Origin of the sequence: Baaleninema simplex PCC 7105 (assembly GCF_000332355.1) — a bacterium.
GTDB classification, from domain to species: Bacteria; Cyanobacteriota; Cyanobacteriia; order Cyanobacteriales; family Geitlerinemataceae; genus Baaleninema; species Baaleninema simplex.
Genome location: NZ_KB235962.1, coordinates 192,971 through 206,791, shown reverse-complemented (window position 1 = coordinate 206,791; position 13,821 = coordinate 192,971). Strand labels below are relative to the sequence as shown.

Genomic DNA, 13,821 nt, shown 5'->3' with positions numbered 1-13,821 from the left:
AGCCACCTCTTCGACCGGAGAAGGAGGGATCGACGCCCAACGCCTGCATGCCGAACCCTACAACCTCTTGGGGCGCAAAATCGGCATCGGACAAGTTGAAATCGGGCGTCCGGCTCAATTCGGACTCGACAAAGACGTTCCGCCTTACACCCAATACGCCCCCGACCTCGCGGGGGTGTTTATGCGAGACGCCCCCGCCCAAATGGAAACCAACGTCGACGCCCACGCCCACAGCGTCGCCGGGGTGATGGTGAGCAATCATAAAGAGGCCGTAGGAGTCGCTCCAGAAGCCCAACTGTACTCGGCAGGTGCCGCGACGGAAATGGGAGCGAACCGCCAAGCCCAAGAATGCGCCACCACCCAACACGTCGCGTTGCAGAACAGCGACGACGTGCGGGCAATTAACTTCAGCTTCGGCGAACCCCTCTGGCTCGATCCCCGCGACAATGCCGTTCTCGACGGAAACGCCCATTTGACCCTCTGCATCGATTGGTCGGCCAACCAGCACGACGTTCTTTACGTCATCGCCGGAAACCAAGGCAACGGCGGCATTCCCATTCCCACCGATAACTTTAACGGGGTGAACGTGGCGTTCAGTCGAGCCGAAAACGGCGTGTTCGATCGCGTGGACGTTTCCAACCTCGGTAGCGTGTTTGAAGGCGTTCGCAGTCGTCTCGTGGGACTCGAAACCAACATCGACGGACGCCGCCTCGTCAGTCTTTTAGCTCCCGGTCGCAACGTCGATCTCCTGCGTCCCGACGGTACGGTCTTTCAAAGTACCGGAACCAGTTTCGCCGCTCCTCACGTGGCGGGAGTCGTGGCGTTACTACAAGAATACGGCGATCGCCAACTGAGCCAAAACGCCCCTCACTGGAGCCTTGACAGTCGCCGCCACCAAGTCATGAAAGCGGTACTCCTCAACTCCGCCGATAAAGTGCAAGATAGTGGAAACGGGCTGTTACAGGGAATGACGCGCACCATCGGCGATCGCCAAGAAGGAAACTGGCTCACCTCCGACGCCCACAACAACCCCGAAGTGCCGTTACATCGGGGCATGGGAACCGGCCATCTCAACGCCTTTCGAGCGTACCAGCAGTTCAGTCCCGGTCAGTGGGGACCGAGCGACGAGATTCCTGCGATCGGCTGGGATTTTGACCGAGTCGAAACCAACAACTATCGCGATTACGTCATTGACGAACCCCTACAAGCCGACAGTTACGTGGCCGCCACCCTGACCTGGAGTCGCCGAGTCGATCTCGACGACGCCAACGGAAACGGCTTGTACGACCAAGGCGAGACGTTTAGCGATCGCGGCCTCAACAACCTCGACCTTTACCTAATGCCTGCCGATTCCGACGACATTTCCGACAGCATCTGGTCTTCGACGAGTCCCGTCGATAGCGTCGAACACGTCTTTCACGCCGTCCCCGAAACCGGCCGGTACAAACTCCGCGTCGTCTACAACCGCCAAGTCAACGACGCCGAGCAAGACTATGCCCTCGCCTGGTGGACGGTGACAAACAGTGAAGAGTGAACAGTGTTTCAGTCGCCAGTCGCCAGTCACCAGTCACCAGTGGAAACAGTTGACAGTTTCTCCCCCTCTCCCTGTCTCCCCCTCTCCCTGTCTCCCCCTCTCCCTGTCTCCCCCTCTCCCTGTCTCCCCCTCTCCCTGTCTCCCCCTCTCCCTGTCTCCCCCTCTCCCCCTCCTGATAAGGCTATGACCTCACGAGATCCCGAACTTCGTTCCTTACTCTTTTACGCGACGCCGGTTTTTGGCTTCTTTTTCGCCTGGTGGACGCTGTATCGGAAAAACGGCAGCCGAAATCAAAATGCGGTAAGCCGTTTGTCCGTGACGCTGGCGTTAACTTGGCTGCTGGGGTATGTTTTGTTAGGAACTGCCGTGAATGCGACTGAAGTGGGAACTGTACCGCTTCTCGCTATCGGTAGCGTTTGGACGACGACGTATTTCCTCACCTGCTTTGGATTGATGGTGAGGCTCTATTTCGGGCGTTCGGTATGGTTGCCGGGAATTAGTAATCTGAGCGATCGCCTTCCCTGACAGACCGCAAACACACGGTCGTCAATCTACGAAAAACTCGGGATCGGAAATTGCTGATTCTCCGCGCGATCGATAACGCTAATATGTCAACAACCCGCCGTCAAGCCTGTTGGCTATGACGGGGGCTTGAAAAAGCCCACAAGTTGACCAGCCTAAGTCTTCCGAAGACTACGTTACGTCCGAGAGTTTAAGTTCCTACCGACGAGTACGTTGCCAGCTTGTCGCTCTAGAACTGAAAAGTTAAACAGCTTTAAACGGGTTAAGGCAGTGCTTTTCAGAGAGTACCGAGACGTAACCTTGGCGAGGCAAACGTTACCCCTTTTGGGAGTTGTGTATTATGCACGTTTTCGTTCTAGACAAAGACAAAAACCCCCTAGCACCATGCCATCCAGCCAAGGCGCGGCGGCTCCTGAAATCCGGTCGAGCTTCGGTATTTCGTCGCTATCCATTTACCCTTATCTTGCACGAGATTGAAGCCAAAGATTGTGTCGTTCCCGAAACTCAACTCAAAATCGATCCCGGCTCGCAAACAACTGGGTTGGCTATCCTGTCCGAAAACCGAGTCATTTGGGTGTCCGAACTCAGCCATCGCGGACAGCAAATTAAGAACGACTTAGAGAAGCGTCGCGCTTTACGACGCTCCCGACGCCATCGAAAAACTCGTTACCGAAAGCCTCGCTTTCTTAATCGTACTCGTCCGAAGGGTTGGCTTCCACCGTCTCTCAACCATCGGGTCGAAACTACGATGACCTGGGTGAACCGTTTGCGAAAACTTTGTCCGATCGTCTCGATTGCTCAAGAACTCGTGCGGTTCGATACCCAGAAACTCCAAGACCCCGAAGTGAGTGGTATTGAGTATCAGCAGGGCGAATTGTTGGGTTACGAGATCCGCGAGTTCTTGTTAGAAAAGTGGGGTCGAAAGTGCGCCTACTGCGGTGCTGAGAACCTGCCGTTAGAGGTCGAACATATTCATCCCAAATCTCAGGGAGGGAGCGACCGAGTTTCTAACCTCGCTTTGGCTTGCCATCAGTGCAACCAAGCTAAGGGAAACCGAGATATTCGCGAGTTTCTATCGGGCAAACCGTCCGTTCTCGACCGTATTTTGAAACAGGCAAAAGCGCCGTTAAAAGATGCGGCAGCAGTCAACGCAACTCGCTGGAAGCTGTACCAACAGTTGAAAGAAACTGGATTGCCCGTTGAAGTGGGAACGGGGGGTTTAACCAAGTTCAACCGTACCCAATTGGGGTTGCCGAAAACTCACTGGCTCGATGCTGCTTGTGTCGGGAAATCGACTCCCGATCGATTAGATGTCGCGGTCGAGAAACCTTTACTCGTTGCAGCCAAAGGTCACGGAGTTCGGCAACGATGTCGTCCCGATCGATACGGTTTTCCGAGGGCTGTTGCCCCGAAAGCCAAATCTTTTCAAGGTTTCCAAACCGGCGATATAGTCAAGGCGACAATTCCTCAAGGAAAATTCGCCGGAAATTACACGGGGCGGATTGCTATTCGGTTTCGCCCTTCCTTTCGACTGAACGCTGGGGTTAAACCTTTTGACGTTCATCCGAAATATCTGACGACTGTTCAGAAATCAGACGGCTATGAATACAGATTCTCGAAATAAGGATGCCCTGTCGGGCAGTTCGTTTGTTGGCGGGAATTCCCCTCCCGCTAATCCTGTCGGATATAACGGGAGTCCCCTTCCCGCATTTTAGATGGTAGCGAGCGAGTACCGTCGTTTTCGTAGACTTTTCGTGTGTGAGGAATTCCGTGTCAGCACAGAACCGTTCCGATCGATCTTTCCTGAAACATCCCGATCGCGCTGCTTCGTCCCCAAACTCCTCGAAATCGGGGTTGGGTTGGCTGTGGTTGGGATTGGGACTTACGGGAGTGGCGATGCTCTCGGCTACGGCTGGAGCGTTGTTGGCAGTTTCTCTTTCCAGCACTCCCTTAATGCAAACGAAACTGCGTCCTGAAGATCGCGGGATCTTCAGCCAGGACGACCTGGCGATGACCAACATGAGGATGCCGGAACTGACGCGACCGGTCAATATTTTGGTGTTGGGGACGAAGGTTCTCAACTCCGATTTGGGGAGACCCCTCGAACGGTCGGGTCACGATCCCCTCGTCAACTCTCTCGACGGTCTGTCGGACAGTATGCTGTTAGTGCGCTTCGAGCCAGAGAGCCACCAACTGACGTTACTGTCAGTTCCTCGCGATACCCTGGCGTGGGTTGAAGGGTACGGCGACACGAAAATCAACGAGGCCAACGCTCTCGGCGGTCCGGCGTTAAGTGCGCGATCGGTGAGCGATTTACTCGGCGGCGTGGGGATCGATCGCTATATTCGCGTCAACATTCAGGGGATCGAAAAACTCATCGACGCCCTCGGTGGCGTGAAGGTGTACGTCCCCAAAGATATGAAGTACATCGACCAGACGCAACACCTCTACATCGACCTCAAGGAAGGAGAGCAACGCCTCAACGGAAACGAAGTTCTGCAATTTCTGCGGTTCCGTCACGACGGGTTAGGAGATATCGGCCGCATCCAACGCCAACAAATTTTGATGCGGGCGTTTATCGAACAAGCGGTCAATCCCATGACCCTCGTGCGCCTTCCCAACATTCTCTCGGCGATTCAAGAACACGTCGATACGAACTTGAGTATCGAGGAACTGGTGGCGTTGCTGAATTTCGCCAGCCAGACCAGCCGCGAAAACGCTCAAATGCTCATGCTTCCGGGGGACTTTAACAGCCCCGTAACGCCTCAAGACCCCAGTTATTGGATTCCCAATTACAATCGTATCGATGCGTTGGTCGCCGAACATTTTGGACGGGAACAAGCCCCCGCTCAGGCGTGGATGGCCGATCCGTACTATATTCGCATTGCGATTCAAGATAGTACGAACCAACCCGAAGCGGTCGACGCACTGATTAACAAGTTGGTCGAGGCGGGATACCGCAACGTTTACGAAGACTATCAGTGGACCGAACCGTTGCGGGAAACGCGCATCGTCGCTCAAAACGGCGATCGCGACAGTGCGGTGGATTTGCGTCGTTCGCTGGGATTTGGGGAAGTGCGCGTCGAAAGTACGGGGGTTTTGCAGTCGGATATCACGATTCAACTCGGACGGGATTGGCTCGATCGCCAAGAGTCCTACGTCCGGTCGGATTTGTGGTAAATCGTCGAAGCGGAAAACCGGCGATCGCATCCGATGGAACTCGCGATCGATCGCCCCTCGCGACTCGCGAAAAAAGCGGTTAAGATACGGACAGTATCGGCATCTACCCCCTACTTTCTGTCACCGAGCAGTTTTTGGGATCGTCCCCACGAACTGACCCGATTCACTGACAACCAATCCACGGCACGAGCGAACCTTATGGATGGAATTTGTACTCTGGCCAACGATCGCGTTTACGATCAATTGGTCGCGCTCCTCAACAGTATTGAAGCCGTGCAGGGACCGCAGATGCCCGTCTGCGTTTTTCCCTACGACGAGAACGTCGATCGCGTCGCGGCCGAAATCGCCCGCCGTCCCAACGTCCAACTGTACGACGATACTGAGTCGATCCGACGCTGGGAAACGTTTGCAGAAGAGATTTGGAAAACGCACCCGACGGCGTTTCAACGTTGGAACTTGCAGCCGGGAGAACGGTTCAATCGAGTCGGAATGCACCGACGGTTTTGTGGGTTTGACGGGCCGTTCGATCGCTTTATCTATATGGACGGCGATACGCTGTTGATGGATTCGGTCGATTTTATTTTTGAAAAGCTCGAGACTTACGATTGCGTCGTATACGATTTTCAATATAAAGATCCGTCTCACGTTTACGACGTAACCTCAGAAAAACTTTACGATATTTTTCCGAAAGAACGCATCGAATCGGAAATTTTTTGTGCGGGATTTTACGGAACGAAAAAGGGATTGTTTGACGAAGAGGCTCGAAAGGAACTGTTAGAGCATCTTAAATCTGACGAGGCGGACATTCTCTACGTCAACGGTCCGGATCAGTCGATCGTCAATTACATGATGATGCGATCGCACAAGTCCGTTTACAATTTCGCTCACCATCGATCGGACGACGAAAAAACAGGATGTTGCGTCACTTCGCCTCATTTTGAAAATCGAAATAACGTTCTTTACGATAAAGGTCGGCGTTTAACTTATCTTCATTACATCGGGATTCCGCTGAACGCCTTCTCGCGAGTCTGTACGGGAGAAAACGTCGAATTTCCCTATCGCGACCTGTTTTTACACTATCGTTACCTTCACGAGCCGGAAAAACGCCCCAAACTCACCGGAAAACCCAAGCCTTACAACCCCAAACCGACTTTGACGCAACGTATCCTTAAAAAACTCAACCTCACGCGCTAATGTTAAAATTCGTGCCAACACTTGAGGGTTTGCAAAGCTAAGTTTCATCGTTTGCGGGCAACTCTCTCACGAGACCGTATTTTGCCAAACAAACAACAAGTGTTGCGATCTCGAACGAGGATTTAAACAACTTTTTATCTCCCCCTTCTTTGTCACGATATCTCGTCAGTATACCTGGTCAATACTATGACTCGTGGGATTTATATCGTCGCCAACGATAAAGTTTACGAACAGACGATCGCCCTACTGAAAAGCATTCGCCACCGCGACACCGAAACGCCGATCGTCATGATTCCGTTCGACGACAACCATCAAAAGGTCGCCGAAATCGTCACGAAAGAATACGGCGTGCAGCTTTACGAGGATTTAGAATTCGTCGAAACCCTCTGTCAGCAACTTCACGAGATTTTTGGAAAAGACTTTTTTAACAATCCCAACAAACAACGAAAACAGGCGTGCTGGTTCGGACCGTTCGACGAATTTCTCTATATCGATGTCGATATAGTCGTGTTTGAAAAAATTATCGATAATTTAAAATATCTTGACAAATACGATTTTTTGTGTTGCGACTATCAATACACGAACAGCATCGCCAACGTCTTTACCCCCAAAGTGTTAGAAGAGGGCGTATTTACCGAAGACGACCTCAAAGACGTGTTTAACAGCGGGTGGTGGGCCTCGAAAAAAAATCTGTTTTCCGTGCAGGATTTATACGATACCTTTACCGAATGCGCCCAGCATCCCGATTACTTCGACTTTTCCCAAAAAACCACCGACCAACCCATTTTCAACTACCTGGTTCTCAAACGGATTTCCCGTCGGTTTAACGTCGTGCGTCGTCCCGGTGGCGCTCCCGGAAGCTGGGCGGGAAGTCCCCACTTCGAGCAAAAAGGCGATCGCCTCTTCGATCCCAAAACCGGCCAGCCTCTGCAATATCTTCACTGGGCGGGAGTCCGCATCGAACCGGGCTGTCCCTACTGGGAGATTTGGCAACACTACCGCTATCTCGGCGAACCGATTCCCGACCGACCGGCGATCGCACCACCTCCGAAAAGCTGGACGCGACAGGCGATCGATCGGGTCAAATCAGTCCTGAGAAAATTCAAGCCTTAAGGTATTCAAATCTAACAACCAAAAACGTACCAAAAAGTACGACACTGTTCTTAAAATCCCGACTCGACCCCACCAAGGAACTGGAGACGATGTCAACAGAGAAAGACTACTGCTTCTGCTCGATCGCGATTAGCCAACGCTACCGCGACTTTGCCAAAAACCTCGCCGCTCAACTGCGCGAGAAATCGCCCGGTACGTCGTTCGTCGTCTTTAGCGATCGCCCCGAAGACTTTCAAGACTGCGAAAACGTCATCGCCTTCAAACACGCACAACAGGGAATTCAACGCTGCTCGAACGATCGCCGCTTCCTCATCGAAAAAGCCCTCTCCATGTTCCGCGTGGCGATTCACATCGACGCCGACACCGAACTCGTCGGCGATCTCCCCGAAATCGAGTGGAAACCCGGAATTACCGCCCGCAGCGAGAACCTTCTTCAACACGTCGGGAAATACCGTCCGCAAAACCTTCCCGATCTCAAACGAGTAGCAGAGAAACTCGACATTCCAGAGGCCGCGTTCGATCGCGCCACTTGGATCGGCGAAGCCCTCTACATCGTCGCCCGAGACGAGGGACGAGAAATCGAATTCGTGCGGGCTTGGGACAAAATCGCCCGTTACATGGAACTCAAAGGGATGTATAGTGGCGATGGAAACCTGATGGGGTTGGCCGCCGCCAAAGTAGACTGGACGGCACGACTCGACGGCTTTAAAGACCTGGCCGCCTGCTGCAAACATCTCGACGCGTCCTACAGTCGCCCCAAACCGACGCTATGGCAAAACCTCAGCAAACGCCTCGGCTATCACTATCGTTTGAATCGGGCGCGGTTGCGAGCGTTAAAAGAGTTTGATTTTTACTATCGGTAAAACGGCAGATTGACCCCGTGCGATCGAGATCTCAGCGAAACCCCATCTCGATCGCTGCGAAACCTATCGACGATCGCGCCCGTCATAGATCTAGATCGTCGAAATTTTCCCTATTTCGCGTCACAGTAGATGTATAGAGAGGACGAGGCGTTATACGAGCGTCCCACCCGGCGCAGAATTCAAGGATACCCACCATGCTTTCAGAATACAGCTCTCGCGATCGCGAACTGACTCAAAATTTCCACGAAGCCCTCTTGACGTACTTTTGTCAGGCTTTCGACGACTCGCTGCAAGATTTACTGTACGAGTGCAGTTTCGGATTTGCCCCGAGTCCGACCGGAGAACAGACTTTCTTCATCATCGCTTCGAGCCTCGACGACACCGAAGAACTCGTCAACGTCGCCGAACGTCTCGTCGGTAAAATCATGGACTTAATGCCGGGCATCTCGAAACTCGCCCTATGCTGTCAGCCGCCCCAAACCTCCGCTCGCGAGGCGATCGACCGCCCGAACTTCCTCTACGGTCGTATCGTTGCCGTTCCCCGCTTCAGCCTCGAGTAGCTCTCGCCACCGAACGCCGACCCCATCGCCTTCACGTTACCGAAAACCGTGGCGTTTTTGATGCCACTGCCAAGCATGGGCGACAATATCGTGTAACTCTGCATATTGAGGCTGCCAGCCCAGAATTTCGCGAGCTTTCGCACTGCTGCCCACTAACACGGGTGTATCTCCCGAACGGCGTTCTCCGAGTTTGACAGGAATTTCTCGCCCCGTAACCTCCCGTGCCACTTCAATGACTTCCTTGACGGAGAAACCGTTGCCGTTTCCGAGGTTGAACGTTTGAGAACGTCCCCCTTTCAGCAAGTATTCCAATCCCAAAACGTGAGCCTGAGCCAGATCGCAGACGTGGATGTAATCGCGAACGCAGGTTCCGTCCGGGGTGTCGTAGTCCGTTCCGAAAATAGCGATCGACTCGCGCGTTCCCAACGCCGCTTGTAACACGAGGGGAACGAGATGCGTTTCGGGATCGTGATCTTCTCCGAGCCGTCCTTGGGGGTCGGCTCCAGCCGCGTTGAAATAGCGAAAACGCACGGACTTCAAGCCGTAAGCCGTATCGAAGTCCGACAGCATTTGTTCGACGAAGAGTTTGCTGTAACCGTAGGGATTGATGGGTGTTTGCGGGTGGTCTTCCGTCAGCGGCATAAACTGAGGAATGCCGTAAGTGGCGCAGGTCGAAGAAAACACGAACTTGTCTACTGAAGCCGATCGCATGGCTTCGAGCAGCGTGAGGGTTCCGACGACGTTGTTGTGATAGTACTTGGCGGGATCGGTGACGGACTCGCCGACGAAGATGTAGGCCGCGAAGTGCATGACGGCGGCGATGTCGTGGGTTTGGAAGAGGCGATCGAGCAAGGGGCGATCGGTGGTGTCGCCGACGACGAACTCCACCTTCAAGACGGTTTCGAGTAAATCGCGATGTCCGTAGACGAGATTGTCGAGAACGAGAACTTCATATCCAGCATCTTTTAAGGCGAGAACGGCGTGAGAGCCGATATATCCCGCGCCTCCGGTCACTAAAATCGTCGGTTTGGCTGACGACACGGCTGATTTCTCCTTACAGGGCATAGCTCCTAGTGCTTAGCATAGGCTGAAATTTCCGGATCGTGTCAAAGTTCGGCGCGATCGCCCGCGAGTCGAAGCTGGCGAACCTCTCAACTTCAATCGCGCGAGAACTTGTGTTACAACAGTGAAATCCCGAGCGTCTCCGTAATTTCAACGAGGCGTCTCCGTGAGATCCCCATCATCGCGATCGAAACTGCCATCGGTTCCGGGCGACCTGTAAAATCGCGTTTCCTCCGTACCCGTTCCCGCGACAAGTATCCAAACTGTGTCGCACTGCATTCACAAACAAATCTTTAAATGTCTCAGTCAAATTTAAAATTTCGCTAAGTTTTTTCGTCACAGAGAGCGCCGTCTCACGACCCTGTGTTATCTTCAACAGCAAAGCACGAACGCAACTGCTTGACAAACGGGCTATGTTTTCGACCCAACGGCGTCGCGTTTTTACGTTTTTATAACCGACAAAGTTTCATAACTCCCCCTCTCCGTTTTGCGATCGCCCACAAAATACACTCAGACCAATCCAGCAAGAGTCGCGCGATCGGACGCGAACTCCCTGGAACTCAAAGCACAGAACGCTTTGTTTTTTATTGTATTAGAGAGTTCAAATGTTAGGGTATCTAAAAAAATTTCTGTACGTTCTTCCTGCCCCTAAAAAGCGTCTTTTTTGGATTATTGGGTTGTTCGTATTTGTTTCGAGCTTGGAGGTTTTCGGCATTGGTTTGATCGGTCCGTTTTTGTCTTTAGCAGGCAATCCCGAAACGATTCACGTCCACCCTGTCTCGAACGCAATTTACAGCACTCTTAACGTTCCTTCCGAACGAGTTTTTGTTGCTTTACTCGGTCTTGTTATTAGTATAATTTTTATTGTTAAATCTTGGATTACCTGGCACGTCAAACGCTACGTTTTTGTTTTTAGCTTCCATCAAAGAGGCGAACTCTGCAAAAAACTAATCGATGCGTATCTCAACGCACCCTATACTTTTCACCTCTCCAAAAGCAGCGCTTATATCATTCAAAGCATTATCGACGATACGCGATCGTTTTCCAACTCCGTTTTAATGACCTTGTTGAACTCGGCGGCCAACCTCATCGTCATTATTTCGTTAAGCATTTTACTTTGCGCCACCAACCTGTTAGCAGTCGTCGTCATATTGGCGCTGTTTTTACCTTTAATCTTCATTTTGCATACATACCGAGATCGCGTCCGGGGATGGGGAAAACGCCTCAGTAAATCTAACGAAGCCACGATCCGCACGATCAACCACGGCATTGGCGGCATCAAAGAAACCAAGGTAATCGGATGTGCCGACTACTTTGAAGAAGCCCTATCTCAGCGGGTTCGAGAATACGAAGAGTCGGCCAGTTCCTTACTGTCGATCAAACTCATTCCCCGCATTGTCGTCGAAGCGATGCTCGTCATCGTCGTCGTCGGGTTTACCTCGATTTTCCTGCTCCTCGGCAACAATATCGACAACCTAACCGGGGTGTTGGGAATTTTCGCCCTGGCGTCGATTCGGCTGATGCCCGCCATTACCAACCTCGTAAACAGCACGCAAACCCTGCGGAGTTCGAGTTACGCCTTGAACAAGATTTACACCGATATCCGCGAACTCGAATCTCAGCGCAACTCCGAACGGTTGCCAGATGGGTATCTGACCGCCGCCTCAGACAACGAGAGTCACGCCCCCAGCCGTACCATGAGCTTTCAAAACGAGGTTTGCCTCGACGAGCTGGTGTACCGTTACCCGATGGCGGACGAAAACGCTCTCGACGGCGTCTCGCTGACTCTCGAAAAAGGACAGTCGATCGCGCTGATCGGGAAATCCGGGGCGGGCAAAACTACCCTCGTCGATACGATTTTGGGGTTGCTCCTCCCCCAATCTGGAGACATTCGCGTCGATGGCGTGTCCATCTATCGCGACTTGCGGGCTTGGCAGAATATCGTCGGCTACATTCCCCAGTCGATTTTCTTGACCGAAGACACCATCAAACGCAACATTGCCTTTGGAGTACACGATGAGTATATCGACGCCGATCGCCTCGACAAAGCCATCTACGCCGCCCAACTCAGCGAACTGGTGCAGGATTTACCCGAGGGGATCGACACCCAAGTCGGCGAGCGGGGGGTTCGCCTCTCAGGAGGACAGCGACAGCGTATCGGCATCGCTCGGGCGTTGTATCACGAACGGGACATCTTGGTTCTCGACGAAGCGACGTCGGCGTTGGATAACGAAACCGAACATCTCGTCAACCAGTCGATTCAAGCCCTCAGCGGCGAGAAAACCCTCATTATCATCGCCCACCGTCTCACCACCGTCGAACACTGCGATCGCATCTACCTGATGGAAAAAGGTCGCGTCGTCAAATCGGGGAGTTACTCCGAAGTCGTCCTCGAACCCGAAGCCCTGCAATAAGTGTTCGAGATCGCCCGAGTGTTGTTTTTCGTTTTTTCCCTATTTCTATTTTTTGAAGAGGTTTAGCGATGTCTCAAGTGCTTTCACCGCGATTCGCCTTCAATCCCACCCATCCCTTTAAACCGTCCGTCTCTGCCACCCAGCGGGAACTCATCGACTTAGTGCGATCGAAGCTCGACGCTGGCGAGTATCGACTGCACCCGACCACTTGTCCTTGCGGTGCCGAGAAAAACGACGCTCTCCTGTCCGAAATCGATCGCTACGGCTTACCGTTTAAATCCGTTCTCTGCCTCAGTTGCGGAACCGTTCGCATCGACCCTTACCTCGACGAAGCCAGCCTCGGCGACTTTTACACTCACACCTACCGTCGAATGTACGGAATGGATCTCGAAGAAGGCACTTACGACAGTTACTTTGCCAGCCAACGCAGCTACGCCGAGAAAATCCTCGCCACAGTCGCCGACGAACTGCCTGAAGGCGGTTGGGTGTGCGAAGTGGGTTGCGGTGGCGGCGGAGCCTTGAAAACCATTCAAGACCGGGGGTTTCACGTTGCTGGATGCGACTACGACACGACGGTCATGGAACTCGGGAAACAAAACGGCGTGGCGAATTTGTTTTACGGTTCGATCGACGCCATCGGCAACGCCATGCCCGAGGTCAAATTCGATCTGATTTATCTGCACCACGTTTTCGAGCATTTGACCGATCCGGTGGCGTTTTTAAACCAATGTCGGAACTTTTTGAACCCCAACGGGCAAATCCTCGTTATCGTTCCCGATATTTATCACATTGACGAAATCGGACATCCGGCAGCGGTGGGGAATTTGTTGATGTACCTGCACCTGGCGCACAAATACAACTTCTCGATCGAAGGCGTGCAGCGTTTAGCCAGTCGAGCCGGGTACTGTGCCGAAAAAGTCGTTCCCGATGCCGAACTCGAAACTCCTTGGTCGAAGTCGCCGGAACTGTGGGTCAAGCTGTGTTTGGCGGCCGCAACGGGTGAAAATACGACCTCCGAGCCGGTGGGAACGCGCTATCTGAAGTACCTCAAACGCACGGAAAGTCTTTACGGTATGGGACTGTGCAAAGGTCAGATCGCCAACAAGTTAGAAACGCTGACTTCGCCCGATCGCCTGTGGCATAAAGTCAAGCGAGTCTTCGCCCGTTAAGCGTTCGCTCGAGTCGGAATTTCTCGCCGATCGCGTTCTAGCCGATCGCACTCTATCTGTGGCGACGGCCGCGTCTCGGCCGTCGCGATGGCGATATCGCGGACGATGGAAGGGGGCAATACAAGACTGACTGATACTCCATTGGCTAGGTTTCAAGAAGTCTTCACCACATCCCCCCTTAGCCCCCTATCCCCCCTTCGCCCCCCTTTG

The 13,821-nt window shown here is 52.9% G+C and carries 12 protein-coding genes; 10 read left to right on the top strand and 2 right to left on the bottom strand.

From position 1 onward, the window contains the following. The 8 genes from GEI7105_RS32605 to GEI7105_RS32600 form a co-directional block, all read left to right on the top strand. The coding region (locus tag GEI7105_RS32605; protein WP_071592162.1) for a S8 family serine peptidase at positions 1–1,534 on the top strand (1,534 nt) is incomplete at its 5' end. A 183-nt stretch (positions 1,535–1,717) separates the two neighbouring features. Then, entirely contained in the window at positions 1,718–2,059 is a 342-nt protein-coding gene (locus GEI7105_RS0126150; RefSeq protein ID WP_017663325.1) for a hypothetical protein, read from the top strand. A 337-nt stretch (positions 2,060–2,396) separates the two neighbouring features. After that, entirely contained in the window at positions 2,397–3,680 is a 1,284-nt protein-coding gene (gene iscB / locus GEI7105_RS0126145; RefSeq protein WP_017663324.1) for an RNA-guided endonuclease IscB, read from the top strand. A 146-nt stretch (positions 3,681–3,826) separates the two neighbouring features. Next, positions 3,827–5,236, top strand: a complete 1,410-nt coding sequence (locus GEI7105_RS0126140) for an LCP family protein (protein ID WP_375339044.1) — start codon at positions 3,827–3,829, stop codon at positions 5,234–5,236. Between the two features lie 198 nt (positions 5,237–5,434). Next, positions 5,435–6,430, top strand: coding sequence for an Npun_R2821/Npun_R2822 family protein (locus tag GEI7105_RS0126135; RefSeq protein WP_026097981.1), 996 nt, complete (start codon positions 5,435–5,437; stop codon positions 6,428–6,430). Between the two features lie 186 nt (positions 6,431–6,616). Continuing rightward, positions 6,617–7,543, top strand: coding sequence for an Npun_R2821/Npun_R2822 family protein (locus GEI7105_RS0126130; protein WP_017663321.1), 927 nt, complete (start codon positions 6,617–6,619; stop codon positions 7,541–7,543). An 89-nt stretch (positions 7,544–7,632) separates the two neighbouring features. Beyond that, positions 7,633–8,406 (top strand): hypothetical protein, encoded by a 774-nt coding sequence (locus GEI7105_RS0126125; protein WP_017663320.1) that lies wholly within the window; start codon positions 7,633–7,635, stop codon positions 8,404–8,406. Positions 8,407–8,600: 194 nt separating this feature from the next. Next, positions 8,601–8,966 carry a hypothetical protein gene (locus tag GEI7105_RS32600; protein WP_017663317.1) on the top strand — a complete coding sequence of 122 codons (366 nt, stop codon included), beginning with the start codon at positions 8,601–8,603 and terminating at the stop codon, positions 8,964–8,966. Positions 8,967–9,002: 36 nt separating this feature from the next. On the opposite strand, the gene galE is transcribed toward GEI7105_RS32600, so the two are convergent. Further along, on the bottom strand, positions 9,003–10,031 hold the full coding sequence (galE, locus tag GEI7105_RS0126105) for a UDP-glucose 4-epimerase GalE (protein ID WP_017663316.1): 1,029 nt from the start codon (positions 10,029–10,031) through the stop codon (positions 9,003–9,005). 674 nt (positions 10,032–10,705) lie between these two features. On the opposite strand from galE, the gene GEI7105_RS0126095 reads away from it, so the two are divergent. Continuing rightward, positions 10,706–12,442 (top strand): ABC transporter ATP-binding protein, encoded by a 1,737-nt coding sequence (locus GEI7105_RS0126095; RefSeq protein ID WP_342662870.1) that lies wholly within the window; start codon positions 10,706–10,708, stop codon positions 12,440–12,442. Between the two features lie 68 nt (positions 12,443–12,510). Next, positions 12,511–13,611 (top strand): class I SAM-dependent methyltransferase, encoded by a 1,101-nt coding sequence (locus tag GEI7105_RS0126090; protein WP_017663313.1) that lies wholly within the window; start codon positions 12,511–12,513, stop codon positions 13,609–13,611. On the opposite strand, the gene GEI7105_RS40660 is transcribed toward GEI7105_RS0126090, so the two are convergent. Next, positions 13,608–13,730: a hypothetical protein gene (locus tag GEI7105_RS40660; protein ID WP_281167043.1), complete on the bottom strand. Its 123-nt coding sequence runs from the start codon at positions 13,728–13,730 to the stop codon at positions 13,608–13,610. The two genes, GEI7105_RS0126090 and GEI7105_RS40660, sit on opposite strands and share 4 nt — an antisense overlap. Positions 13,731–13,821 lie beyond the last annotated feature (91 nt).